The organism is Arthrobacter sp. RIT-PI-e, from assembly GCF_001187915.1.
In the GTDB taxonomy this organism is placed as follows: domain Bacteria; phylum Actinomycetota; class Actinomycetes; order Actinomycetales; family Micrococcaceae; genus Arthrobacter_D.
Window position 1 is genome coordinate 16,218 of the sequence record NZ_LGIU01000042.1, and the last position, 24,504, is coordinate 40,721.

The 24,504-nt window shown below is 61.3% G+C and carries 16 protein-coding genes and 2 pseudogenes; 11 read left to right on the top strand and 7 right to left on the bottom strand.

Annotated elements, in window-relative coordinates; all coding sequences use genetic code 11:
* Positions 1–33: 33 nt before the first annotated feature.
* A pseudogene (locus tag AC792_RS16120) lies at positions 34–1,046 on the top strand (IS481 family transposase); the annotation flags it as partial.
* Between the two features lie 20 nt (positions 1,047–1,066).
* Here AC792_RS16120 and AC792_RS03885 read toward each other — a convergent pair.
* Positions 1,067–2,110 (bottom strand): acyltransferase family protein, encoded by a 1,044-nt coding sequence (locus AC792_RS03885; RefSeq protein WP_082177378.1) that lies wholly within the window; start codon positions 2,108–2,110, stop codon positions 1,067–1,069.
* A 722-nt stretch (positions 2,111–2,832) separates the two neighbouring features.
* On the opposite strand from AC792_RS03885, the gene AC792_RS03890 reads away from it, so the two are divergent.
* Together AC792_RS03890 and AC792_RS03895 are read left to right on the top strand one after the other, a co-directional pair.
* The gene (locus AC792_RS03890; protein ID WP_082177400.1) at positions 2,833–3,414 is read left to right on the top strand and encodes an arsenate reductase/protein-tyrosine-phosphatase family protein; all 582 of its coding nucleotides are present in this window, start codon (positions 2,833–2,835) and stop codon (positions 3,412–3,414) included.
* 156 nt (positions 3,415–3,570) lie between these two features.
* Positions 3,571–4,884 carry a UDP-glucose dehydrogenase family protein gene (locus AC792_RS03895; RefSeq protein WP_049829268.1) on the top strand — a complete coding sequence of 438 codons (1,314 nt, stop codon included), beginning with the start codon at positions 3,571–3,573 and terminating at the stop codon, positions 4,882–4,884.
* Positions 4,885–5,214: 330 nt separating this feature from the next.
* Here the strand turns inward: AC792_RS03895 and AC792_RS16125 are convergent, their stop codons facing one another.
* From AC792_RS16125 to AC792_RS03900, 3 genes are all read right to left on the bottom strand, one after another.
* Complete coding sequence (locus tag AC792_RS16125; RefSeq protein ID WP_152916005.1) at positions 5,215–5,979, bottom strand: WecB/TagA/CpsF family glycosyltransferase; 765 nt, start codon at positions 5,977–5,979, stop codon at positions 5,215–5,217.
* Positions 5,980–5,984: 5 nt separating this feature from the next.
* A complete protein-coding gene (locus AC792_RS16130; RefSeq protein WP_082177380.1) occupies positions 5,985–7,163 on the bottom strand; it encodes a glycosyltransferase in 1,179 nt (392 codons plus the stop codon).
* A gap of 105 nt (positions 7,164–7,268) precedes the next feature.
* Positions 7,269–7,532 carry a hypothetical protein gene (locus AC792_RS03900; protein ID WP_049829269.1) on the bottom strand — a complete coding sequence of 88 codons (264 nt, stop codon included), beginning with the start codon at positions 7,530–7,532 and terminating at the stop codon, positions 7,269–7,271.
* 334 nt (positions 7,533–7,866) lie between these two features.
* Here AC792_RS03900 and AC792_RS16135 point away from each other — a divergent pair, with 334 nt between their 5' ends.
* The 3 genes and pseudogenes from AC792_RS16135 to AC792_RS17660 form a co-directional block, all read left to right on the top strand.
* On the top strand, positions 7,867–8,517 hold the full coding sequence (locus AC792_RS16135) for a glycosyltransferase (protein ID WP_235436347.1): 651 nt from the start codon (positions 7,867–7,869) through the stop codon (positions 8,515–8,517).
* Positions 8,492–9,571, top strand: coding sequence for a polysaccharide pyruvyl transferase family protein (locus AC792_RS16140; protein WP_235436358.1), 1,080 nt, complete (start codon positions 8,492–8,494; stop codon positions 9,569–9,571). The genes AC792_RS16135 and AC792_RS16140 overlap by 26 nt, the downstream gene beginning before the upstream one ends.
* Before the next feature lie 651 nt (positions 9,572–10,222).
* A pseudogene (locus AC792_RS17660) lies at positions 10,223–10,785 on the top strand (transposase); the annotation flags it as partial.
* Positions 10,786–11,045: 260 nt separating this feature from the next.
* On the opposite strand, the gene AC792_RS18150 reads toward AC792_RS17660, so the two are convergent.
* Positions 11,046–11,270, bottom strand: a complete 225-nt coding sequence (locus AC792_RS18150; RefSeq protein WP_082177382.1) for an IS3 family transposase — start codon at positions 11,268–11,270, stop codon at positions 11,046–11,048.
* Between the two features lie 975 nt (positions 11,271–12,245).
* On the opposite strand from AC792_RS18150, the gene AC792_RS03910 reads away from it, so the two are divergent.
* The 5 genes from AC792_RS03910 to AC792_RS03930 all read left to right on the top strand — a co-directional run bounded on the left by AC792_RS03910 (position 12,246) and on the right by AC792_RS03930 (position 18,551).
* Positions 12,246–13,709, top strand: a complete 1,464-nt coding sequence (locus AC792_RS03910; protein WP_082177383.1) for a polysaccharide biosynthesis tyrosine autokinase — start codon at positions 12,246–12,248, stop codon at positions 13,707–13,709.
* Between the two features lie 84 nt (positions 13,710–13,793).
* Positions 13,794–15,188, top strand: coding sequence for a sugar transferase (locus AC792_RS03915; RefSeq protein ID WP_235436349.1), 1,395 nt, complete (start codon positions 13,794–13,796; stop codon positions 15,186–15,188).
* A gap of 237 nt (positions 15,189–15,425) precedes the next feature.
* Positions 15,426–17,120, top strand: coding sequence for a DUF4012 domain-containing protein (locus AC792_RS03920; RefSeq protein ID WP_235436351.1), 1,695 nt, complete (start codon positions 15,426–15,428; stop codon positions 17,118–17,120).
* A 299-nt stretch (positions 17,121–17,419) separates the two neighbouring features.
* Positions 17,420–18,100, top strand: coding sequence for a hypothetical protein (locus tag AC792_RS17215; RefSeq protein ID WP_049829271.1), 681 nt, complete (start codon positions 17,420–17,422; stop codon positions 18,098–18,100).
* Positions 18,101–18,239: 139 nt separating this feature from the next.
* Entirely contained in the window at positions 18,240–18,551 is a 312-nt protein-coding gene (locus tag AC792_RS03930; RefSeq protein WP_049829272.1) for a hypothetical protein, read from the top strand.
* A gap of 282 nt (positions 18,552–18,833) precedes the next feature.
* Here the strand turns inward: AC792_RS03930 and AC792_RS17880 are convergent, their stop codons facing one another.
* Both AC792_RS17880 and AC792_RS03940 read right to left on the bottom strand, forming a co-directional pair.
* Positions 18,834–21,605: a LuxR C-terminal-related transcriptional regulator gene (locus AC792_RS17880; RefSeq protein ID WP_160317601.1), complete on the bottom strand. Its 2,772-nt coding sequence runs from the start codon at positions 21,603–21,605 to the stop codon at positions 18,834–18,836.
* Positions 21,602–24,229, bottom strand: coding sequence for a helix-turn-helix transcriptional regulator (locus tag AC792_RS03940; RefSeq protein WP_049829274.1), 2,628 nt, complete (start codon positions 24,227–24,229; stop codon positions 21,602–21,604). The genes AC792_RS17880 and AC792_RS03940 overlap by 4 nt, the downstream gene beginning before the upstream one ends.
* Positions 24,230–24,504 lie beyond the last annotated feature (275 nt).

Sequence of the window (24,504 nt, forward strand, 5' to 3'; positions counted from 1 at the left end):
TCTATGAACATCTGCGTGAAGGACCTACCCCTCATGACCCACGCTAACGCCCCACTGACTCCGGTCGGAAGGCTACCGACTGGTCGAACGCTGCCGGGACCGCCCCATCCCCCGCGTCGCCGCGGAATCGGGCATAGCCGCCAGACAGTGACGAAGTGGGTGCACCAATACAAAACACTCGGTAAAGCTGGTCTGCTCAATCGTTCCAGTGCACCTCACACCAGTCCCACCCAGACACCTGAGGCTGTGGTGGAGCGGATCGAGGAGCTATGCCGGGAGCACAAATGGACGGCGCATCAGATCCACCGCGAACTCGTCCGAGAAGGACACCGAATCTCACCGGTCACCGTCGCCCGATGGCTACGCTGGCTCGGGATCAACCGCCGGCGCGACATCGACCCCACCGGCGCCACCAACCGCTCGAGCACCAAGATCACCGCCCGGTATCCAGTCCTCATGATCCGCGACATGAAGAAAGTCGGCTGGATCTCAGACGGTGGGGGCCGGCGGATCCACGGGCGAGGATCAGAGGCCGCGAAGGCAGCCGCCCGAGCCAAGACCAAAGCTAAGACCAAGAACACCCGGGCCGGGTACGTGTATCTTCACTCCACCGTCGACGGGTTCTCCCGCCTGGCATACACCGAGGCACTCCGAACGAGACCGCGGCGACGACCATCAGGTTCTGGGCCCGGGCGAGGGCGTTTTTCGCCGCCCACGGCGTTCTCCGGATCATCTGTGTCGTGACTGACAACGGGTTCAACTATCGGGCGAAGAACTTCACCCGGACCATCCTCAGCACCGCGGCCCACCATCAACGGATCCGCCCTCACACGGCTAAGCACAACGGCAAAGTCGAATGCTATAACCGCACCCTCACCGAGGAGCTTCTCTATGCCCGGGATTGAGTATCAGAAACCCAACGCACCATCTCAATCGACATCTGGAATGTCGATTACAACTACCATCGAGCACATACTGCGATCGGGAACCGCCCACCAGCTTCACGCCTCCACGACGGCATCACCAATGTCATGACACAGAACACCGAGGGGTTGCTTGCATGCGCCTATGTCAATACCTTCCCGCGAGGTTTCTGGCCGAAGATCCCCCAGCTGATCAACACGCTATGGCGTGTTACTAACTCGAAGAGAACCGGCAGGAAGATTGCTAGTAATAAGCACACCGCAAACATAAGGCCGTTGTCCTCAATGCCGAACCGTCCAAGAACTACCCGGGCACCCGCTGAGCCAAAAACATGGAGTAGGTAAATGCCGAACGCGAATGGCCCAAGCCATGTAAGAAAACCGACTTGTATGCGTTCACGGACGAGGACAAGCAAGGTGACGGCGAGAATGCCTACGGCAAGGCTGATTACTTTAAAAGCTGGGGCAGCTATGTTGATGTCGCCCAGTAGAGCCCACAACCGGACCGCGAAGATGGCCCCAAAGGCCACACCTAACGCGATCACGACGGAGGATCTGGTCGGCGAAGCAAAATAATGCAAACCGTAACCAAGTAGAAAGAACGGAAGGAGTCGAGCGGCACCACCAATACTGAATAAATTGATGCTTGTGGGCACCATGACGAAGAGTACTGAGGTGGCTAGGATCGCTACGACTAACTGTCGGCGCTTCTTCAGAAGGTTGAGCGCACTGAGTAACCCTACTACCAGAAAAATCAGGAAGATTGCTTGCACGAACCAAAGGTGTTCGTTGCTGAAGAAAAAGACGCGCCAGTACTCAGACGGTTCAGGCTTTGCGTTCGTATCAGATACAACTAGCTGGACGAAGAAGAAGAGTGTGCCCACTGTGATCATCGGCACGAGTAGTCGTCGAGCTTTTCCTCTTATGAGACGGGGGTATCCACCGAGGGTGCTCAGTGGCCGATAAGCATAAATGAAGCCGGACAGAACCGTGAATAGCGGCATCCGAATATCCTCGAGCGCCTGATAGATTAGCCGCCACCCAGACCCATCTGCGGCTTCGAGACCGCGGCTCGCTGAGGATCCAATTACGTGACCCGCGACCATGAGGATTACCGCCAGACCTCGCAGAGAGTCGATCGACGTATTTCTGTTCGTGGTGTGAGACCGAGTGAGCATGCTCGCCATGAAGATTCCCCGAGTAGTGAGACCTGAGACTGATAGAATTATGCCCCACCTTTCGCCACAAATTCGGCTTAAGACAGTGACACGCTGCACTCCCTTCGCAAAGGTGAGTACTTTTCGTGATTTCCGGAGCCGGTTTGGCGCATCCCTACCCGATGTCGGAGGGGTAAGGATACGGTAGAGATCAAGAACATCGACGGCCCGATCAGAGGTGTAGCGCTGGCCGTGCCTGGAGTCGTTGACCCTGGAGCTTCTAGGCGCACAAGGAGACGACGTGAATCGGGACAGCGCCCGATTATCGTGCCCACCCACGACGCCGACCCCTGCGCGCCTCGTCGCGTTTGGGGTTCTCACCCTCTACAGCGGAAATACCCGGTTGCTACCGGAGCCTGTTGAAGATGTGCTCTGGACGACGGAGAGTGCTCCACCGATGTAGGTGGACCTGATCTTTCCGATGGACAGGACCGCAGGGAGGCATGGAGCGCATGCTGCTGTCGGAAGAGCTGCACCAGCCATTCAACATTACTGAGCGGACAAATCGCGGAAACCCTTCTCCTGAAACTTTTACGTAATTATCGTTCAAGCCTCCCGTACGCGCCGGTAGCCCATTAGTACACTCGTGAGGTCTGAACACTTCTCTTAAGGGATTGAACACCTATGCGTAGCCATGACCGATATGCGGGAAGGTTCGCCGAGCCGGCGCCGACCATCGGCGGAGCGCCATGATGTCAGTAGCAACGGATGCGCGTGAGCCCTTCCGCATCCTCACCGTGTGCACCGGTAACATCTGCCGTTCCCCCATGGCCGAGCGCTTCCTGCAATCACACCTGGACGAGCAGTTCCCGGGTCAGTTCGTCGTGGAGAGCGCAGGTACCGGTGCGCTGGTCGGCAACCCGATCGATCCACAGGTGGCGGAGTTCATCCGCGAGTCTGGAGCCGACCCCGAGCACTTCTCGGCGCGCCAACTCACTCCCCAGATTCTCGAGCGCCAGGACCTCGTCCTCGCGCTTTCCCGGGAGCATCGGAGCAAGATTGTGGACATGTCTCCCTTGATGCTCCGGCGGACTTTTACCGTTCGCGAGCTAGCCCGGCTCCTTCCGGTGGTACGGCTGAATGAGACCCTTCACGGGCCCGACCGCTGGGCCTCCGCACTACCGAAGGCACTGCGTGCCCGTTCGGCGCAGAGCGGAGACGCGAAGGACGACGATGTCATCGACCCGTACAGGCGAAGCGCGGACGTCTACGAACAGATGCGAATAGATCTGTCCGAGGCCCTGACGGACATCACAGCGTCGCTCCTGCGGTGAGGTGATGCTCAGGAGCACGGCCTTGAGGGAGTACCTCGACAGCGGTTCCAAGGTTTATGCCCCGTTACACAATTTTCTTTCGAGCCTCCCCGAGTTGCCGCTGACCCGTAGATACACTCGTGGGGTCTGGGCACTTCTCTCGAAAGATCAATATCTATGCGTATTTCCGTGATCGGTTGCGGCTACCTGGGAGCAGTGCACGCAGCGTGCATGGCTAAGTTGGGGCATGACGTGGTGGGTATCGATGTGGACCCGCGGAAGATCAGTGAGCTGCAATCAGGCCGCGCACCCTTCTTCGAACCAGGCCTCCCCGAACTCCTCGATGAGGTGCTAGCCACCGGACGTCTCAAGTTCAGTGCCGATATGGCTGACGCCAAGGGCGCCGAAGTGCATTTCCTCTGCGTAGGTACACCGCAGCGCAAGGGCGAGTATGCAGCGGACATGCGCTATGTGGACGGAGCCTTTTCCTCCCTCCTCGATTCTCTTGAGCCGGGCAACGTGGTGGTGGGTAAGTCCACCGTGCCGGTAGGTACCGCCGCACGCCTGGCCGATGATCTTGCCGAGCGGCACCCCGACGCCGTGCTGGCCTGGAACCCGGAATTCCTCCGTGAAGGCTTCGCGGTGAAGGACACACTCTCCCCCGATCGCTTCGTGTACGGCGTACCAGCTGGCGCAGCAGGAGAACGGGCGACGGCGGTCCTAGACGAGGTGTACTCGACACCCCTCTCGCTCGGTACGCGCCGCCTGACCTCCGACTATGCCACCGCGGAACTGGTGAAGGCTGCGGCCAACTCCTTCCTGGCTACAAAGATCTCCTTTATTAATGCCATGGCCGAGGTGTGTGAGGTGACCGGCGCAGACGTCACCCTGCTGGCAGATGCCATCGGGATGGACGAGCGCATAGGCCGGAAGTTCCTCAACGCCGGCGTGGGTTTTGGCGGAGGTTGCCTGCCCAAAGACATCCGTGCCTTCATGGCACGTGCCGGTGAGCTCGGCGCAGATCAGGCTCTCACCTTCCTCCGAGAAGTCGACGACATCAATGTTCGCCGCCGTACCCGCACCGTGGAACTGACCCGCACCTTGGTGGGCGGTTCACTCCTAGGCAAGCGGATCGCAGTGCTTGGCGCAGCGTTCAAACCCGATAGCGACGATGTCCGTGACTCCCCCGCCCTCAGCATCGCAGCGCAGCTGCAACTGCAGGGAGCAGACGTCACGGTAACAGACCCGGAAGCAATTGAGGGAGCACGACGCCGTTTCCCAGAGCTGATGTACGAGGCGGACCTGATGCAGGCAATTCATAAAGCCGATGCATTGCTGCTGCTCACGGAGTGGCAGGAGTACCGCAACCTCGCACCGGAAGCAGCCACTTTGGCCGTCCACACGAGGAACATTCTCGACGGGCGCAATGTCCTCGATCCGGCGCGATGGCGTGCCGCTGGATGGAACTATAAGGGAATTGGTCGACCCTAACATCAGCAACGCCAGATACACGCAAGCCCTTCCGCCTCCCAACCACCTGCGCTGGTCAGATCGGACGCTCACCTACAGTGGAATGTTCACAAAACGTGAATGAATGCGTACTTCCCGACCAATTCGTTATCGATCCACTCGATGATTAGGTGAACACCGTTCCGTACTGATGCGCTACAATTCTCAGCCTTAGGTGAACACGAAGAGCACATTCCCTAAAATACGCGAATAATGATGGTAAAACATGTTTCTACCAGGAAGTATGAATAACAACTCAACTCCTCGAGCCGCACTGGAGGTAATATCACCCGTTACCCAAACTCGTTTCCATCACAGTAGTAATCGACGACAAACAAATCTCGCAAGCTTTATTGGTTCGACGAAATACCGTTTGCCCAAGCGTCGAGGAGCAAGAGCAACTCTATAGGCCCATTCAAGCCCGAGGGAGCCAATCCACCTAGGCGCCAGTCGTTGCGCCCCACCTAAGTAATCAAACAAACCTCCAACGTTGGCGAAAGTCGCGTTTGGAGCAAGGTCCAAATTTTTAACGATCCACTGTTCCTGAAACGGCATCCCCATACCCACCAACACCAGATCGGCACCTCGCAAAGCCTCCGTCAAAGAAACTTCCGGACCCTCTGAACAAAAACTGAAATCAAAGCCATCGTAAGCTAACCAAGACATGTTTGCCGTCCTGCTGTTAACGTTCAACGAAGCCTTTGTAGCAGTATGAGCAGAACCACCAACTGCAACCACTCTAATACTAGAATCCAGTTCTATTAGTGGAATAACCCAGTCCGTACTTCCAATACGCCGCTTACTCTCTATATGCTGGCTCGCACCAATCATCGCAAGAACCAGGACTGGAAACCCGTCGACAAGCACAACGTCGGCACCCTCGCAGTAAGCACGAAATTGCGAATTTACTTCGCGTAAGTACAAGCCGTGAAGATTGAGATTCGCAATAATTCGCGGCGCCCGCCCATTCTCCGCAAAAAAATCTAGTACCTCTGTTGCTGACATCGGATGAACTTCACCTAGGCCAAGCGGTAGACTCACTGCTTCTAGACCTGCCCCACTCAAATTTTTTTTCACTTGAGTCAACCGTTCTGTATCACGAGATCCATGACCGGTTTTACTCGCTGAGACCAAGAATGTTCACGCCAGACACGCTGCTGCATATTTGCTGCTTGTAGCTGTAAAGCATTCTTACTGGAAATAACGCGCCTTAGGGCATTCTGTAGTGATGACTCACCTCGATCGAAACATACTACAGAGTATCCCTCATCCTGTAGTTGCGATGTTGTCTGATGTTTCGAAGCCAAAATAATACGACCCGCTGCGAGATACTCCCAAAGTTTAAGCGGTGAGAAATAGACACCATTTTCACTTTCGTGACCCGCATAGCACACATCAACTTCGGAAAGGAACAAAGCGACGTCATCTGGATGGATGCGACCTTCAAAAACAACTCGATCCACCAAACCTAATTCAGTAACTAGACTTTGCAACTTGGCGAGTTCAGGCCCACCACCCGCGATTCGAACCGAAACGGAGGCGAACTCGGGCCGTTTAATTGATTCCAGTAGGAGGTCGACCTTTTGCCAAGCGTAGAGCGTTCCAAGGAAGCCGATAATAGTTTTCTTATCATCTACCTCTTTTGGTGCAAACATTGTCAGCTCAGCCCTATGCTGATGCGGTTCATGATCAACGCCATTCTGAACTACAATAATTTTAGACGGAGTAATTCCGTGGACCTGTATGATTTGATCCGCAAGCGCTTTCGTGACAGCCACAATGGCGTCCGCGCGCTCAAGTGTTTTCCGCTCCATGATTAGTGCAAAGCGCTTACTAGATGTAACACGTCGTTCACTCGTTGACTCGATTGCGAGGAGTGCGTTTACCTCAAGTACCCAAAAACCTTTTACTTGAGCCCTAACCGCAGAACCCAGCTCCTGGTAGAGCGCGTACCGCTCGTACATTAAATCGTACTTTGATGTGGCTGTTTTAGAATGTAGCCGCATCCGACTCCGCCATCTGAATGCTATCCGTCCAGCATCAGCTATCAAGATTGTCCACCTGCTCGAGGACATCCGCTTCTCGGACCCCTCGCTATGAATTGAGCTGGGAACGAGATCGCCGACAATGAACTGGTCGACTTTTGATCCGTGACTCTTCAGACCGTTAATCACACCCAAAATATGAGACCTCGGTCCTAAGCTCTCCGTGGAGGCCTTTGTCGAAAGCCTGGGAGCGCCTGACAAATACAAAACGCGCATATATTTCCTACTACCTTTGAAGCCACGTCGTCGGCGGCTATTTGTCAATTCAGGATTCTCGTGACCAGAGCGTTCCCAATAGGGAGCTGTGCTACGGCTATCACTTCATCCCACTGTAAACGCAAGCCTCAGGTACAAACGCAAGCGGCTCGGCGTGTCTGCCCCGAAACTACCGGTGATCTCTGTAATGGTGTCATGGCAGATGAAGTCTTGATGAGAATCGAAGGCAGTCATTCGAGCCGTGTAGGTCCACACCTTACCGATCTCTGCTCGTATGATGATGTAAAGGTGCATATGCACTAGAGAACGATCGGGAAGGTCTTCCGCCATCGCCAACTCCAGTTTCAGATCTAATTTTGTAGTGCTCATGTCAACTGCACCTCCTGGTGCAACAACGAAATTTGTGGATCAGATAGTGCGCGAAGCGCCTTCCGCTGTTCAATTTAAGTACTTCAGTTGGAGAGCCGCTCTATTTGGGCGTTATGACTTATTCCATGTCCATTGGCCCGAGTACCTTGTTCGGCATAACAATCTGCTACTGAGGGCGTTGAAGCAGCTACTTTTTCTTACTTTTGTTACTCGATTGATCGTAAAACAAGTACCTGTTGTGCGAACTTTCCATAACCTACAGCCTCATACGCCTGGTTCAAGAATAGAGAATCTTCTACTAGTAATTCTGGAGAAGAGAACATCTGTATACGTAGTGCTGAACGAAACAGTACTTCCTGCTGGGAGTAAACCCACCGTGTTGATTCCTCATGGCCACTATATTAAAACACTTCCCGGAAGCGAAGTAGAACCCATACCTGGAAGAATTGTCTATTTTGGTAGAATAGAACCATACAAAAATGTTGACGGCCTCATCGAGCAATACAAGAAAGCTCGTCGGGCTATGTCTCTCAGCGTCGTTGGAAAAGCTAGTGCATTGATGCAAGAATCGCTGATGATGAAGGCAAAGGGTAATTCGAGTATAGTTTTCAAATTTGGCTTTGTGTCGGACCAGGAAATGGTCGACGAAATTTCGCAAGGAGAGGTCGTAGTTCTTCCTTACAAAGAAATGCATAACTCAGGCGTACTCCTCGTTGCGCTGTCTTTGGGCAAACCCGCCTTGGTTCCTCGAACAGCCGCTAACGTCGCCTTATCAGAAGAGGTAGGACAGCAATGGCTAACTCTTTTTGACGATGAGTTGCAGCCTTCAGATATAGACCGAGCTCTGCAACACGCTCAAAATTTGCATGGTTCTAAACCTCGGCTTGTACGCCGAGACTGGGATAATATTGCTCGAAGTTACTTTCATGTTTACAAATCGATTCTACCGGAAGATGCTGATGAGATTGAGGAAAAGAACGACTGAGCCACCCCTTTTAGCTACGTTCGTCAACCCTAGCGGGCAACGTGACAACTTAGGCGACTCGGTCCTTCGACGCGCATACCTTGACGCACTCAGGAAAACTGGAAATCTTCACATTTATGTGGGTGATAATGAAGACTATGTTTCAGCATTAGGAATTAGGGCAGATGACGTAACTTATCTCTCGAAGAAAAAATGGCTGCTCTCTGCGATCAAGCATCGGAATTCGGGATTAATATTTGCAGCCAATGCTGGAGAATACGTTCTAAATAAACGTTTTCTCGTCAATGCTTCATGGCAGTTTTTTCTCGCCCTGATTGCGAATAGCTCGAAAGGCGGATCGTCTATAGCAATGGGCATCTCGATACGGCCTGGATACTCAAGGACGTCCCTTCGAGTATTACGAGTACTCCTAAAAAGAATTAAAATTGTCAGCTGGCGAGACTCGCTGAGTCGTGACGCTGTTGGCCTAGGAGCAGTTGCACCTGATTGGGCTTTTACTCTTGGAGAACAAGCGTCAGTTTTAGAAGCTTCCTCGGGCCGTCGTAAGGTTGCTATCGCATTACGAGGCGATCGGCCAGCGCCGTCGGAATCGTGGGTTCGAGGCGTTCGAGAATTTGCGTCTGAGAAAGATCTCGATGTTGTCGTCGTGAACCAGATGAGACGGGATAGAGATAGATGTGCAGAATTGGCTGCTCGATTTGATGCGACTACCTTAGATTGGGGAGTTGAGTCACACGCAGAGCACGAGTTAAGGGTCCGCAAGCTATACCGCGAGAGCGTTGTAGTGATAAGCGACCGAATACATGTGTTGATTCTTGGTCTGTCAGAGGGAGCAGTGCCCGTTGGGTTAACTACAAGTGATCCGGAGAAGATTGTTCGAACCTTCGAGGCGATGTCGCCCATAGACTTAGCATGGCGGCCAACTGAAGAAACCTCGCCTGATCAAATCGTAGAGTTCATCAATAGTTTGATTGCGAATAGGTCCCATTTAGTTACGGACTTGGACAACGCTCGTAAGCTAGTTGAGAAAAGTATATCGAAAATTGGCAATTAATTAACAAAGAGCTAGGAGTATTTGACGATTTTGTTTATGTTGATCTGAATATTGCTTGCCTATAGCTACTCATCGCGATCGGGGGTCTAGGTGCAGTTGAGGTCGCCTAGTCGAGCAGGGATCGAGCGACGGGGTATAGAGCTGACGGATTTTGTCGAGGGTTCAGTTCCAAGTTTGCGGTGTTTGGTTTGGGGCCGCTGTAGGGGCGGTTCGTTCCAGCATCTCGAACTTGACTGGGGTCAATTTGCCAAGTGCTCGCTGATGACATCCACGATGGTGCGTCTATTCGATCCAGGTCACGGTCGCTGGCCGGAGGTCCTCCGTCATCTCTCACCGTTGTTGGTGAAGGACATTTTTGCAGAAGTTCGGATAGCGTCTCCATTGCGGCATCTTCACCGCCTGTGTTGACCTGTCCTACGGACCCGTTCAACCTCCTGCTCTTTAGGCGTTTACACGAGCACCTTGGAAGGAAATCGGCTTGCAATCCTCGACCCGAGTGCAGAATCGTATCGACTGGTTCGCGAAGTTGGAATGTGTTCAGTTGTACCCGGCATTGTGGTTAATCGCGGTTGCGGGTTCGTCATGATGATGGACATGAAAGCGGCTACCGCGTGATCCCTTGAGGAATTTCCTACAGCCCTCTCGTACCGAATCACCACGACGACCGCCCGTCACATTCTCGATCTTGCCCGTCTGTTGACTGAAGCCCTCGCCAAAGCGTCCCCAGGGCTCATGCGCAGCCTGTTGCAAACCATGATTAAAACGCGCTGCTCTCGGAGGACGCCGGCGCCGTAGCCGGCGCTCAGTGGGGTCAACCGAGCCCGGATCGTCTGACCTAGCGTGACGAGTACGGGTACCGCGAGTTGGACACCCAGGTCGGGACCTTCGATGTCGCTGTTCCGAAGCTGCACTCCGGCACCTATTCCGCCGACTGGGTCCTCAAGCGGATGAAGCGGGCGGAGTCGGCGCTGATTACCGTGGCTGCGGGCTGCTACCTCGGAGGGCGTCTCCACGTGCCGAATGGAAGCTCGTGAATACCTTGAGCATCAATAGCTTGTCGAGTTCACAGGTCTTCCGCATGACAGCCGAGCTCGACGAGCACTTGAACGACGTCCGCGACCGCTCTGGGTGAGGCAGGCCCGTTCAGACTCCTCGCTGCGGAGGCGCTCGCGATGAAAGTGCTTGAAGGCAAACGGATCATCACCTTGGTGATCGAGGTGTTGCGACGACCGATTGAATTTTGCCTGCGTGCCTCGGTCTCTGTAAAAAGTGACCTGTGTCGGCGGGCCCTGCCGCAGTGTCAGAACCATCTGCAGGGCGTCCTAGATCAGGGTCGGTGCGCATGTGCTTAGCGAGGGCCTAGCCGATTACCCAGCGGCAGTAGGCGTCGATGACGATCGCCAGATACACCCAGGCTTCAAAGGCACAGGTAGGGGATATTGCCAACCTAGATCTAGTTTAGGGCCTCGGTATCTCACCGTCGTTTCACCTTATCCACCGTGTACGCGTTGGCGAGATGAATGACCGTGGTCATACTCCGTTTCTTCGTGCACATCCCGGCCAGGCCCAGCGACGTCATTGCTCTCGCAACGGCCTCCCGGGACACCGCTCCGCCGTCGCCGCGTAAGTCAACCAGGATCCTCGGTGACCCGTAGACCTCATCAGAATCGCCGTCGAAATAGGCGACTTTCTGTTCGATACGAACTCAGCGGGCCTCTATCCGTGAGGGAATGCGCGCAGCCCAGGCGTAGTAGCCGGACCGGGAGACCTCCAAAAGCCGGGCCTGCTTCTGATACTAGATTGGTCTTCTCCGCGCGCATCAGCTCGAATGCTCGACGTTCGTATCCGAGGCTCGCCTTACGCGAAGAAGGACGCTTTTCTGTAAACGCTCGGTCGGGTTTCAAGTTCCCATTCTCCTTACGCAGCTTAGGCAACTCGGCCCTTTTGGACTCGGTTACGGCGCTCTCACCGGTGTCGTTGCGGGCCTTAAAACTGTCTACCCACCGGCCCCAACGAGGCCTCGCGGATACCAAGCTCACGAGCGACGGTCGCGACTGCCCCGCCGGTGTTGATCACCAGCTTCATGGCCTCGCCGTTGTATTGAAGGAGTAAACTCTCGACGTTTCCTTCCCTTAAAGACCATTCACCCTCTTCGAGGTGTCCACCATCCGGGGTCAAGGCCAGGCCGGACGAAGGTAGCGTTGAGCATGTCGAGGTCTTGATCGATGGTGAGCGTGAGCACTTCGATCGTCGGAAGTCCTTGACTATTACCCAAGCCCCGACTGGCCACCCCGATTACACCTGACCCACACACTCAATTATGACGAGTTTCCACGGCTCTTTCTCACCCCGGCATCACCCGGCACCACCCGGCACCACCCGGCACCACCCGGCACGTCATCAGTATCACGACCCGTACCAGGACATAACTAGGCTGGATTTTGCGCCGTAAGAACTGTCCGACCTCCTTGATCCTAAAAGCCGGCTGGTCAGTCGACATCTCCCTCAGCGTGATCATGCGCGACACGCTTGGGCAGAGCCGCACGAACCAAGCGACATTGCGCGGCTAGACTCGGCACGACCTTCCGCCATGTGCGCGGACGTTCTTGGTGATGTACTCGGTCTCGTTCTGGTACTTACCTGTCATTAGCCGAACATCTTGAGAGGTCTCCCTTTGGAGCTGAGTGACTACCTTCGTATCCTGCGCCGCAATTGGTTGCTTATCACGGTCTGCACCGTTGTTGGACTCCTGATCGGCGCATTAGCTTCCTTCATGGTCCGCCCTACGTACACGGCTGAGACCAAACTGTTCATGGCTCTTCAGAGCTCGGGCAGTGTACAAGAACTCCAGCAGGGCAACACCTTCACTCAGGCCCGTGTGCAGTCCTACGTAGACACTGTGAACGAATCGCTGGTGCTTCAGCCGGTGATCGATGCCCTCGGTCTCGACCTTACGACGGGTCAGCTTTCCCAAAAGATCACCGCCACTGCCGATCTCAACACTGTGATCATCACCATCGCCGTGGATGACACCTCCCCTGTTCAAGCAGCTGCGATAGCTCAGGCGACGGCGGACAGCTTGATGATCGCCGTGGACGAGCTCGAGCGGCCTTCGGAGGGCGGGAGTTCACCGGTTACTTCCACCGTGATTGCCCCGGCAATAGCGCCTTCCGAGCCCTCCGCTCCCAACACACCCCTCAACCTAGCCCTGGGATTGTTGGTGGGCCTTGCCCTCGGAGCCGGTGCAGCGGTACTACGCACCACACTGGACACACGTGTGCGTGGCGAGTCAGATCTCCGCCGTGCGAGCGAAGCACCTCTGCTCGGGGGAATAGCTTTCGACAACGATGCGGTAAAGAAGCCCCTGCTCACCCAAGTACCGGGCCAGAGTCCACGTGCTGAGTCATTCCGCCAGATCCGTACGAACCTTCAGTTCGCTCACGTGAGCCACAAGTCGAAGGCAGTGCTGGTCACGTCATCCCTTCCCGGCGAAGGAAAAAGCACGACGGCCACGAACCTTGCCATCGCGATCGCTCAAAGTGGGCAGTCAGTGGTTCTCGTCGATGCGGACCTTCGCCGACCGCGCGTGGACGAGTATTTGGGACTGGAACGTAACGCCGGACTTACCACCGCGTTGATCGGTCGCGCGGAAGTAGAGGACCTGCTGCAGCCGTGGGGCACTGATGAGCTCTACATCTTGACGGCAGGTCAGATCCCGCCGAATCCGAGTGAGCTTCTGGGTTCCGATGCCATGAAGCGGCTGATCACCCGCCTGGAGGAGAAGTTCGATGCCGTGATCATCGATGCACCTCCTCTTCTTCCTGTGACTGATGCGGCTGTTCTCGCTCAGCAGGTGGGTGGGGTCGTCCTCGTGATCGGATCGTCGAAGGTGAGACTGCCGGATCTACAGAAATCCCTTGGCAACTTGGAGATGGTCGAGGCTGATCTCCTTGGAGTCGTGATCAACCTGCTCCCTTCAAAGGGGCCAGATGCCTACGCCTACAGCTACTACTCCTACGAAGCGAAAGAAGCCCCAGCGTTGAAGTCTCCCGGACGAGTGGGACGAGGTAGTTCCAGCAAAGCCTCACCCGATGCTAACGAGAAGGCCCTCAATGCGTCCCCCTCGAGAGATCACTAGAGCTGCGGCACACCACAGGAGTATGGGGATCTTGTGTCCACCGCAGAAGTAGGTAAGAGCTGGGCTCGGCGGTATGCGCGACGGTTGGCGATCATCGATGCTGCCGTGGTGCTGTGGGCAACAGTTGGCGCACTGCTCGTGCGGTTTGGAGTGCCGGAGACTGAACAGCTCGAGGTAGCGTCTCAGCCCTACGTTGTGCTCTCCGTGGTACTCGCAGCTGCCTGGTGGGCGATGCTGTTTCTCCGAGGCACCCGTGAACCAACGGTTCTAGGGCACGGCACGGAGGAGTACAAGCGCGTGGTCAGCGCTTCGCTGATTCTCTTCGGGACCGTGGCCATCGTCAGCTACGCGTTCCAGATAGATACAGCTCGCGGCTATATAGGGATTGCGCTCCCGGCCGGCCTCATCATGTTGCTGCTCTCGCGTACGATCGTGCGCCGCCTCCTGCATATCGAGAGAGCGCGGGGTCTGAGTTCCTTGCAGGTGCTGGTAGTCGGAAGTACCAGTGGAGTGGACCATCTGACCGAGTCGCTGCGAGCTCAGCCCATGGCGGGATACAACCCCATCGGGGCATATCTACCCGGAGTCGAGGGAACGACACACCTGGAGACTGCTCTGGGGCTACCGATTGTTGGTAGGGGCGTCACCTCCGACGAGATCATCGCTGATATCTCCTCTTTCAGACCCGACGCTGTAGCTCTGTCCAGCAGCATGCAGTTGGCACCGGAAACTATTCGTGCCCTTGGGTGGGCGCTGGCAGACCTCGATATCCGGCTCATCATGGCGCCGGCTTTGACGGATATTGCGGGCCCGCGCATCCACACTCGCCCAGTTGCCGGTCTGCCCCTCATTCACGTGTCCACTCCAAACCTGGAGAAGGGTCAGCGCTTCATCAAGCGCAGCATGGACATCGTGGGAGCATCCGCCCTCATCGTTTGCCTCTCCCCAATCCTCATTCTTTTGGCACTCCTGGTACGCCTAGGGTCACGGGGGCCCGTGCTGTTCCGCCAGGAACGCATCGGCACTGCCGGCGGGCGCTTCCAGATGTACAAGTTCCGTTCCATGGTGATGGATGCAGAGGCCCGCCTGGAGCAACTACGTAGCGAGAACCAGGGCAATGAGGTTCTCTTCAAGCTGCAGAACGATCCCCGGGTGACCAAGGTTGGGCGTGTGCTCCGCAAGTTCAGCCTTGACGAACTACCCCAGCTGTTCAATGTGGTGGGCGGATCCATGTCCCTGGTAGGGCCACGGCCTCCCCTCGCGGCGGAGGTCGAGCGCTACGACATCCGCGCACATCGCCGCCTTCTGGTGCGCCCTGGCATGACCGGACTTTGGCAGGTCAGCGGCCGATCTCTCCTGTCCTGGGACGAGACCGTGCGACTGGACCTCTACTACGTGGAGAACTGGTCGTTCCTCGGAGACATCACCATTCTGCTTCGTACCTTCAAAGCCGTGGTCGGTAAGCACGGCGCGTACTAGCTCCCTGAGCTACATCAATACTCAGTAAGGACTCCTTTAATGACTCCAGAGAATGCGCGACGTGGCGGCGAGGAACGTGAAGGCGCCGTGATGTCCGACGTGCCTCGCCGCAGAAAACGATCGTCTCGCCGGCGCAGGTGGTCCGTTCTGATTACACTGCTCGTTCTTCTGCTGGTGATCGCGAGTGGTCTATGGCTTGCGAGCCGCGCACAGCAGGTCCACAGCAGCCTGGAGAACATGATCCAGACGTTGCCCAGTTTGCAGACCGCTGCGCTCGAGGGCGATGTGGAGAGGTCGGTGGCTCTCACGGAGGAGCTCCAGGACCATGCCGACAGCGCTCGGTCCGCGGGGACCGATCCCGTGTGGAAGGCTGCAGGTCTGATTCCTTTTGTCGGTCAGAACTTCACCGCCGTCTCCGAAGTCGCAGTCAGTGCGGATGACGTAATGGATCGCGCCGTCGCCCCGCTGGTACGGCAGTTCGACTCCCTGGACTGGGACAGCCTCACACCCCGTGACGGTCGTATCGATGTCACGCCGCTGGAGGAGGTCTCCCCCACCCTGACGTCTGCCTCGAACACGCTCCAGCTCAGTTATGAACGCCTGAACGGGATCGACCGCAGCCGACTGCTTCCGCAGATCTCCGAGCCACTCCAGCAAGCCGTTGACGCGATGGACGATGCTCGGCAGGCACTGTCCAGTGCAGCCGCTGCCGCGGAGGTCCTACCCCCGATGCTCGGGGCGGATGGACCGCGCACCTATATGGTGCTCATCCAGAACAGCGCGGAGATCCGTGCCACCGGTGGCATCCCCGGCGCGTATGCGCTCATCCGCACCGATGGCGGTGCCATCGAACTCGTGGGGCAAGGAAGCGCCACTGAGATGGGGCGCTTCAACCCACCACTCGACGTGGACCCACAGCAGGCTCAAATCTACTCCTCGCGCCTCGGAGGTTTCCTCCAGAGCGCGAACCTCACGCCTGACTTCCCCACCGTGGCGCAGACCGCCAAGGCGATGTATGAGGAGCGGAACGAGGGACAGCGGGTGGACGGCGTCCTCGCCATGGACGCCGTGGTGCTCTCGAAGCTGCTCGGTGTCACCGGTCCCGTGGAGCTGGATGACATCGACGATCCCCTGGTGGAGCAACTAATCAGCCAGACGGCCCTGCCGGAGTTCCTGAATACGGACAACGTGGTGGACACCCTGCTCTCGGATGTCTACTCGGAGATCGAGGAACCCGAGTTCCAGGACATCTACTTCGCAGCCGTGGCCGGAGAGGTGTTCTCCACCCTGTCCGAAGGTGCGGGAGACAATGCCGGTTTGATCGACGCCCTCACGCAGAGCACCGAGGAGCACCGCCTCTATCTATGGTCGAATGTCTCGGACGAGCAGGCCGTAATCGCCTCCACGCAGCTTGCTGGGGCCGCCACGGGCCCGACCAAGGGTGGCGCCAGCTTCGGCGTCTACTTCAATGACGGTACCGGCGCGAAGATGGACTACTACGTGGAGCGCACGGTGGAGCTCATCCAGTCCTGTTCTCCTGACGACGTCCGCGAGTACACCGCGCAGGTGACTCTGACCAACACTGCTCCCGCAGACGCTGCAACGTCGTTGCCTCGGTACGTGACGGGTGGTGCGGTATTTGGAGTTCCCGAGGGCCATGTCCGGACGAACGTCGTGGCGTACGGTCCCGCACAGGCAGCAGTCGCCGGCGCCCGCATCGATGGTGCGGAGGTACCTCTCGGGTCCTTCCTCCATGGCAACCGGCCGGTCGGCGTGGTGACCACGGAACTCGCCCCGGGTGAGTCGGTCACGGTGGACCTCGCCTTCACGAACGTGGTGCAGACCGATGACCCCGTGCTGAGCGTCACTCCCACTATCCAGCCGGTGAGCGATGTGGTCCAGCCGACGCAGGTGGACGCCTCCTGCGGCTGACCGGGTTCACCGTGGGCAAACCTGCGACGATCATGCGCACGTACTGAGCCTGTTGATGTCGATCCGTGCTACTACCAGCTACTGGACGTTTCCGACAGATTAACTACTCGAAAAAACTACGTGTTCAACTACGCGTGTTACTCGAATGCTGATACCTTCACTACTGGGAACCACAGACTGCTCAGCATTTCTGTAGCCGGCGCAGGCCGGCAGGGGGACCACCGAGGGTCGTCCAGCTGGGGAAAGGCGGGCCGATCTCCTCACATTCGTCACTACATACCTCTTGGGGAGATATCGCTATGCAGAAGACCATCTCGACCCTGGCAATCGCCGGGTCCATCGCATTCCTCGGAGCGGGCGCAGCCCAGGCAGCCGAGTACCCTGCACCCGTAGTTCCCGGCACGGTGAGCAACAGCGTCATCGTCTCCGGTAACACGGTTGTGTTCGGCGGCTCGGGCTTCACCAGCTTCGAGAACGTCAACATCACCATCGTGTACAACGGTGCTCCTCCCGCCGCCTCCGGCGCAGCTGGAGCAGGCCGGGTCGGAGCGGCACGCACCGGCGTGATCGTGCTGAACCAGGTCCTGGCTCCCGTGCAGACCAAGGCGGACGCGAACGGCAACTTCTCGATCCCGCTGACCCTCGGCGAGCCCGGTTCGTACACCCTGACAGCAGTGGGCGCCGAGTCCGGGCGCACCGTCACCTCGGTGGTCACCGTCGTCCCGGCGTCGGCTCCCACGGGTGGTAACACCGGTGGTAACACGGGCGGCACCACTCCCGGCGGAACCACCGGTGGCACCACGGGTGGAACGACCGGCGGCACCACCGCCGGCGGAACCACTGCAGGCGTGAAGGGCGGGCTGGCCAACACCGGCATCGAGGCCTCCATGTTCCTGTGGGGCGCAGCAGGCATCGGTGCTCTCGGCCTGGGTGCCGGTAGCATCGTGGTTGCCCGTCGCCGCGCCGGCGCAGAGGCATAAGCACTCAGCGACTGACGCTCAGTAGTACCTGCTGAAGGAACAGGCCCACCAGGTCTGTTCCTTCAGTGTTTAACTCCGACTTCTCCACTACGCCTCGGACTTCGAGGGCAGCGGGATGACCCCGAACGAGTAGCTCGCGGTGGACACCACGTGCACCACCGAGGACGGCGCGGCTTCCACGGCATCGGCGCCCGTCAGTGCGGACGCCGCGGGCAGCTTCGTCTACACCGCCACGATCGACGCCGCGGGCCAGTGCACGCTCACTGCACAGGGAAGCGCCACCACCCCCTTCACCGCTCAGGTGACCGTCCGGGAACCGGTGGCCGTCGGCGCCTCCGTGCCAGCTACCGCCGATGCGACCTCGGGTCTCGCCGCCACCGGTGCGCCACTCCCCTGCTGGTCTGGGCCGGCGTCGGGCTCGGCGCACTCGGGGTGGGCACCCTCGTTATAGCCACGGCCGTGGATCCGGCAGTGAACGCGAAGAGCCCCCGTACCGGAGTACGGGGGCTCTTTCACAGCTGAGGGCCGGCGGCGGCTGGGGACGAAGTCCTGGTCTCAAGAGAACTCCTACGCCACCGACCCGGTTCAGGGGCCGCACAGAGTGGCAGGTCTCCCCGCGCTGCTCTGTCCAACGGGTTCGACACTACGGGCACCGGAAGCGGCGATCACGAGTAGAGAAGCCCTGAGAATGCTGGGCCACTACTCTAATTAGCTTTCGAAAATACCTGTTCGCTTACATGGCGAGCAGTGAGGGCTCCAGATCCGCGGTGAGTTCCTCGCGCCGGGTGATGCCCAGCTTCACGAAGATCCGGTACAGGTGGCCCTCCACGGTGCGCACGGACACCGTGAGCGCCTGGGCGATGTCCCGGTTGGAGAATCCGCGCAGCGTGAGGACCGCGATCTCCCGCTCCCGCAGGGTCAGCGGGGCACCGCCGGCCTCCTCCCCCAGCTCCGGGAACAGGGCGCCGTCGATCAGTGCGCGGCGGCGCCGGACCGTGGGGGCGAGCAGCCGCTGGGACCGGACGTCGTTGTTCACCCCGTACAGGTCCATGGCCCGGCGGCACGCGTGGGCCGCCAGGACCGGCAGCCCCAGGAGCTCCGCGCGGTCCGCCGCCGCCACGAGCACCTCGGGATCCTTCACCGACCACGACGAGACGATGGTGGTGAGCACCGCGGCCTCCGCCCCCTGCATGGTGCTCGTGATCTGCCGCAGCAGGGTGCCGGCCCGCGGATGGCCGAGGGTGAAGGCGAGGCCCAGGATGTCCTTCTCGCAGGTGATCCATCCGCGGTGCCGCGCCTCGGCCGCGCCGGACAGCAGGGCACGCGGACCGAGCGAGGGGTCCAGCAGCGTATTCGCCGCCGCCGCGTACGCCCGGCCGAGCAGTACCGAGGAGGTCTCCGCCTCCGCCGGGTCCGCGACGTCCTCCCGCTCCGCGGTGGGCGCGTCCGGGTCGGTGTCCGCGTCCGTGTCCCCGTGCACGGCGGTGGCCCATGCGGTGAGACCCAGCGCGTAGGTGAGCAGGCCGTCCGGATCCGCCCGGCGCAGTGCCGCGACGGCGGGGCCGAGGAGGGCGAGCCCCGCGCCGAAGCGCCCCGCACGCACCTCCAGGGCACCCTGCAGCGCCGCGAGGCTCCCGCTGAGGAACCCGAAGTCCGGGGTGCCGGAGGAGGTGTAGGCGTCGATGGCCTGCTGCGCCGCCGCAGGCTGCCCCGAGTGGACGAGCTCACGGACCGAGCGCAGGGTGAACTCGCGGCAGAGCTGGGCCACCCGGTGCCGCTCACCGGTCAGCTGCGCAGCCGCCACCTCACGGTGGGTCACGGCGTCGGTGCTGCGTCCGAGCTCCCCGAGCGCCTCGATGAGCAGGCACCGGGCCAGGACGCCCGCCGTGCCGTCCGTACCGCGCGCCAGCAGCGGCTCGAGCATGCCGACGGCGTCCATGTACCGGCCGGAACGGTTCAGGCCGAGGGCACGGAAGTCCGTGCGGCGCTCCTCGCTCGCGGTGACTGCTGCCACCGCGGTGCCCCCGACGTCGTCGGATGCTGCGTGCTCGGACGCAGCATGCTCGGATGCTGCATTCCCCGACGCCGTGTTCTCTGATGCTGCGTTCCCGGGGTCGGCGGCACCCTCACCGAGTGCGTGCTTCCAGCGCTCGCTGATGCCCTCCACACCGCGGACGTCCCCGCGCGCTGCCAGGAGCCGGCGCACCTCGAGGATGCCGGCCGCCGAGACGACCTCCGGGTCCGCGGCGGTCTCGAGCAGCCCCTCCAGCGCCGTGCGGGATTCCTCCACGCGCCCGAGGTCGAACAGCGCGGTGGCGCGGAGCACGCGGGAGGTGGCGTCACCGGCGGGTCCGGCGTGGTGCAGGAGCCGCAGGGCGGAGCCGGGATCCCCGACGGACAGGGCCGTGTCCGCGAGCGCCAGCAGGTCCGGGGCCGGGACGGCGCGGCCGCACTCGAGGCTCCACAGGGCCCGGCGGATGCGCGCCTGCTGCGGCAGGTGGGCGCCACCGCTCCCGGTGATCTGCTCCACCTTCGCCAGCAGGGCGGTGCTGCGTCCCATCGGGACCAGGGTGCGGGCCACCCGCCCGAAGAGGGGCGTGCTGAGCGTGGCGAGCACGGGGTGCTGCGGATACCGCTCGATCAGGCCGTCGCGGAAGAGCGCGGACACGGTGTCCTCGCCGGTGAGGGCGGCGAGGTCCTGGAAGCTGAGCGCCTCCCCGAGGGCCAGGAGGTCGAACGCGGTGCGCTCGGCGGTGTCGAAGGGCAGCAGGGTGGCCCGCACGAGGTCCACGAGGGCCCGCGGTACGGGGAGTTCCCCCGCATCGAGGAACCACACGCCGTCCGTCTCCGCGAGCGCGCCCGTGGCCACGGCCTCCTCGAGGAGCACGGCGAGCAGCAGCGGGTTCCCGGATGCCTCGGCGCGCAGGCGCTCGCCGGCGCCAAGGGTCACCGGGCCGCCGAGTTTCCCGCGGCACAGCTGGAGGGCGTCGGCGGAGGTGAGCGGTGTGAGCTCGAGTTCCTGCACCAGGCCGTCGCGCGTGAGGCTCGTGAGCTCCGCCGAGCCCGGGGCGCCGGGGCGCGCGAAGGCCGCGAGGTGGATGGCGCGGGCGGCCGCGAGCTGGGCGAGCACGTACCCGGTGGAGCCGTCGAGCAGGTGGGCGTCGTCCACCACCACCAGGACGGGGCGCTTCCCGGCCTCCTTACGGAGGAAGGTGAGCACGGCGCGCAGCACGGTGCGGGGGTAGGCGAGGTCCGACGACGTCGCCTCGCCCAGCAGCGGGGACAGCGCACCGTAGGGCACCGCGGTCAGCGATGCCGCCGGGGTGAGCTGGAAGGAGGCGAACTCCTCCCCGAGGTGCTCGATGAGCATGCGGGCGAGCACGCTCTTGCCCGCCCCGGTACCTCCTGTCACGTACACCCCGGAGAGGGCCTCGCCCCGGAGCACCTCCTGGATCCCGGTGAGCAGCTCCTCGCGGCCCACCAGTGCGGAACTGTGCTGGATCAAGGGGTGCACCCCGGCGGGATGCACTCGGCCAGCTCGGCCCGGGTACTGACGTTCAGTTTCGTGTACACCTGGTACAGATGCCCTTCGATGGTACGGACGGAGACGAACAGCTGCTCCGCGATCACCTTGTTGCTGTGCCCGGCGAAGGTGAGCAGGGCGATCTCGCGCTCCCGCGCCGTGAGGGCCTCGAAGCTCTCGTACGCCTCGGCACGGCCGATCCCCTCGGGCAGCAGCTGCTTGAGCCGGCGCTGCAGGTACCGCACACCCGCGCGGTCCTGCGCGCGGGTCGCCGCGACGATGCCGGACTGCGCAATGTCCATGGCGAACCGGTAGGATCCCGCGGCCACGGCCTGCCCGATCGCCTCGACGAGCAACTCGCGATCGTTGCCCAGCAACGCCGTGGCGTACAGGCCGGAGGTCCCGGCGAGCGGGCCGTGGAGGCTGCCGGCCACCCGGCGGAGCTCCTCGAGCGCGTCCACGCGCCCGAGCCGGACGGCGGCCGTCAGCGCGACGAGCGCCCAGCTGGTGGCGCCGAGGGCCAGGTCCTCCGCCGCGCACTCCTGCAACCGGCGGGCGGACTCGGCCCGGCTCTCCTCCCGTGTGATGGAGAGCAGCTGGTAGTGCCGGGCGGCGCGCCGCACGGACCACGACCGGCCGGCGCCGGCGTCGGAGAGCGGCAGGTGCGCGATCATCGAGTTCCGCGACTCGAGCTGCGCATGGCAGTAGGTGAGGGCGGCCGCGGCGGCGGGCAGGAACCCGTGCGGGTCCAGCTCGCGCAGCTGCTCCACCACCGGGCCGAGCAGGCGCACGGCGTCGCGGGGGCGGTCCTGGGCCAGGAGGGTGAGGGCCTCCGCGAGCTCCGCCTGGGAACCGCGCCGCACCGACCACCGCTCGGGGGCACCGGGGATCCCGCCCAGGTACTCCTCGTGGCTCCGGTCCCCCGTCAGCCGCGCGGCGAGGTCCACCCGCTGCAGGGCGGCGTCGGCCACCGGGGAGGAGACCTCCCGGGAGGAGAGACCGGCGGCGAGGGAGCGCAGGAACTCGGGCTCGGCGGGGCGCTGGTCCACCAGGGCGTGCGCCTCCAGGAGCAGGGACTGCAGGGTCACGCGGACCTCGGGATCCCCGGACTCCCCGGACTCCTCGGCGAGCAGCGCGGGCGCCGTCAGGAGGTTCTCGTGGAAGCGGCCCTCGAAGGCGGCGAGTTCCGCCTGCTCCGTGCCGATCAACCGGGCGAGGCGCGCGAGTCCGGGCACGGCCTCCGCGTCCGCGGTGTACCGGAGCTCGATGAGCCGGGTCATCGCGGCGTCGAGGTACTCCGCGGCATTCGCGGTGGAGAGGCTGCGCTGGATGCGCGAGAGCTGGATGCGGCAGCGCACCCACAGCTCGACGTCGGGCTGCTCGGTCACCGTGGCCAGGCTCAGGCCGAGGATCTCCGCGGTGCGGTGCCGCCCGGAGCCGAGCGCCGCCACGGCACCCTGCAGTGCCAGCCTCGGGGGCGTCGGGGCGTCGCCAGCGCCCCGTCCGGCGTCGACGAGCTCGGCGGCGTGCGCGTAGCGGCCCTCCGCGTTGAGGGCGGACACGGCGGCCACCAGCTGCTCCTCGCCCACGGGGAGGCCCGCCTTCAGCGCCCACACGGTGCGGCGCACGGGATCGGCCTCGAGGGACCGGGCGGCACCGGAGACGGCGGTGTACCGGGAGTGGAGGGCAGCGGCCTCGGCGCGCGAGGTCGCGGCCACGAGCGCGCGGACACGGCGGGGAGCGGCCACGGAGAACACCGGTTGCTGCTGCAGCGTGACCGTGATCAGGCCCCGGCCCTGCAGGGCGTCGAGATCCCGGGCGGCGACGAGCCGGATCAGGTGCGCCCAGGGGGAGGGCCCGGCGAGGGCCAGGAGCTTCAGCACCTCGCACTCCGACGGTGCGAGTACCGCGGACGGCGCCGCACCGGGCGCGCTCGGAGCGGGGACGTTGCCCAGGAGCACCCAGGCGGGGCCGCGCCGGGCGAGGGCACCGGCATCCACGAGGCCCTGCAGCGTCTCCAGGATCGCCTGCGGGTTGCCGTGTGCGGCGTCGCGGACCTCCTCGAGGGCCTCGCGGCTCACCGGCGCCCCGAGTTCGGCCTCCAGGAGGTGCCGTGTCTCGGCCACGTCGAGCGGCGCCACGTCCAGCCGGATGAGCCTGCTGCCCCGCCAGAGGGCGGAGAACACCGGATCCAGCCGGGCGAAGTCGCGGACGGCCATGACCAGCCGGGCCGTGCCGTTGGCCACGAGCTGGCCGATCAGGGTGGCCGATGCCGCATCGAGGAGTTCGCCGTTGTCCACCGCGAACACCAGGGGCCGCCCTCCGGCCCGCTTGCGGAGGTACGCGGTCAGGGCCGTGGGGAGCAGCGGCGGGGAGGTGAGATCGGCGGGGAGGCGCGAGAGCAGGAAGTTCAGCGCACGGTAGGGCGCGGAGGCCGTGGCCCGGGCCCCCCGGACGCGGAGGAAGTACTCATGAGGGGACGAGTCCTGGACCGCCTGGAGGAGGCTGGTCTTCCCGAGCCCCGGCGCTCCCACCAGCACCGCGCCGCAGACGTCCTGGAGCCGGAGGGACTGCCGCAGCGCTGCCAGCTCCTCGGCGCGGCCCACCAGGGCACGCTTCGCCTGGGTGCTGCCCGGCGCGCGCGTGCCAGCGGGTCCTGGTACTCCAGGACGCGCCGGATGGCGGGACGGAACCACTCGGTACGACTGCGTTGACATGTCTTCTCCCCGGCTTCGGCTCACAGGATCGTGATCCTGCTCCAGCGTAGGAAAGGAAGGACGGCGTAGCACGAGTGGATGGTACGGGACCACCCGGAGCCCTACTCGGATTTCTCCATCGGCTCCATGCGCCCGCTACTCGCACCAGGGCCGGGAACTACCCG

Bases quoted from the DNA above. Each gene is read 5' to 3' on its own strand.
- AC792_RS03885 (WP_082177378.1), bottom strand. From the start codon at position 2,110: ATGGCGAGCATGCTCACTCGGTCTCACACCACGAACAGAAATACGTCG.
- AC792_RS03890 (WP_082177400.1), top strand. From the start codon at position 2,833: ATGTCAGTAGCAACGGATGCGCGTGAGCCCTTCCGCATCCTCACCGTG.
- AC792_RS03895 (WP_049829268.1), top strand. From the start codon at position 3,571: ATGCGTATTTCCGTGATCGGTTGCGGCTACCTGGGAGCAGTGCACGCA.
- AC792_RS16130 (WP_082177380.1), bottom strand. From the start codon at position 7,163: ATGCGCGTTTTGTATTTGTCAGGCGCTCCCAGGCTTTCGACAAAGGCC.
- AC792_RS03900 (WP_049829269.1), bottom strand. From the start codon at position 7,532: ATGAGCACTACAAAATTAGATCTGAAACTGGAGTTGGCGATGGCGGAA.
- AC792_RS16140 (WP_235436358.1), top strand. From the start codon at position 8,492: ATGAGATTGAGGAAAAGAACGACTGAGCCACCCCTTTTAGCTACGTTC.
- AC792_RS03920 (WP_235436351.1), top strand. From the start codon at position 15,426: ATGATCCAGACGTTGCCCAGTTTGCAGACCGCTGCGCTCGAGGGCGAT.
- AC792_RS17215 (WP_049829271.1), top strand. From the start codon at position 17,420: ATGCAGAAGACCATCTCGACCCTGGCAATCGCCGGGTCCATCGCATTC.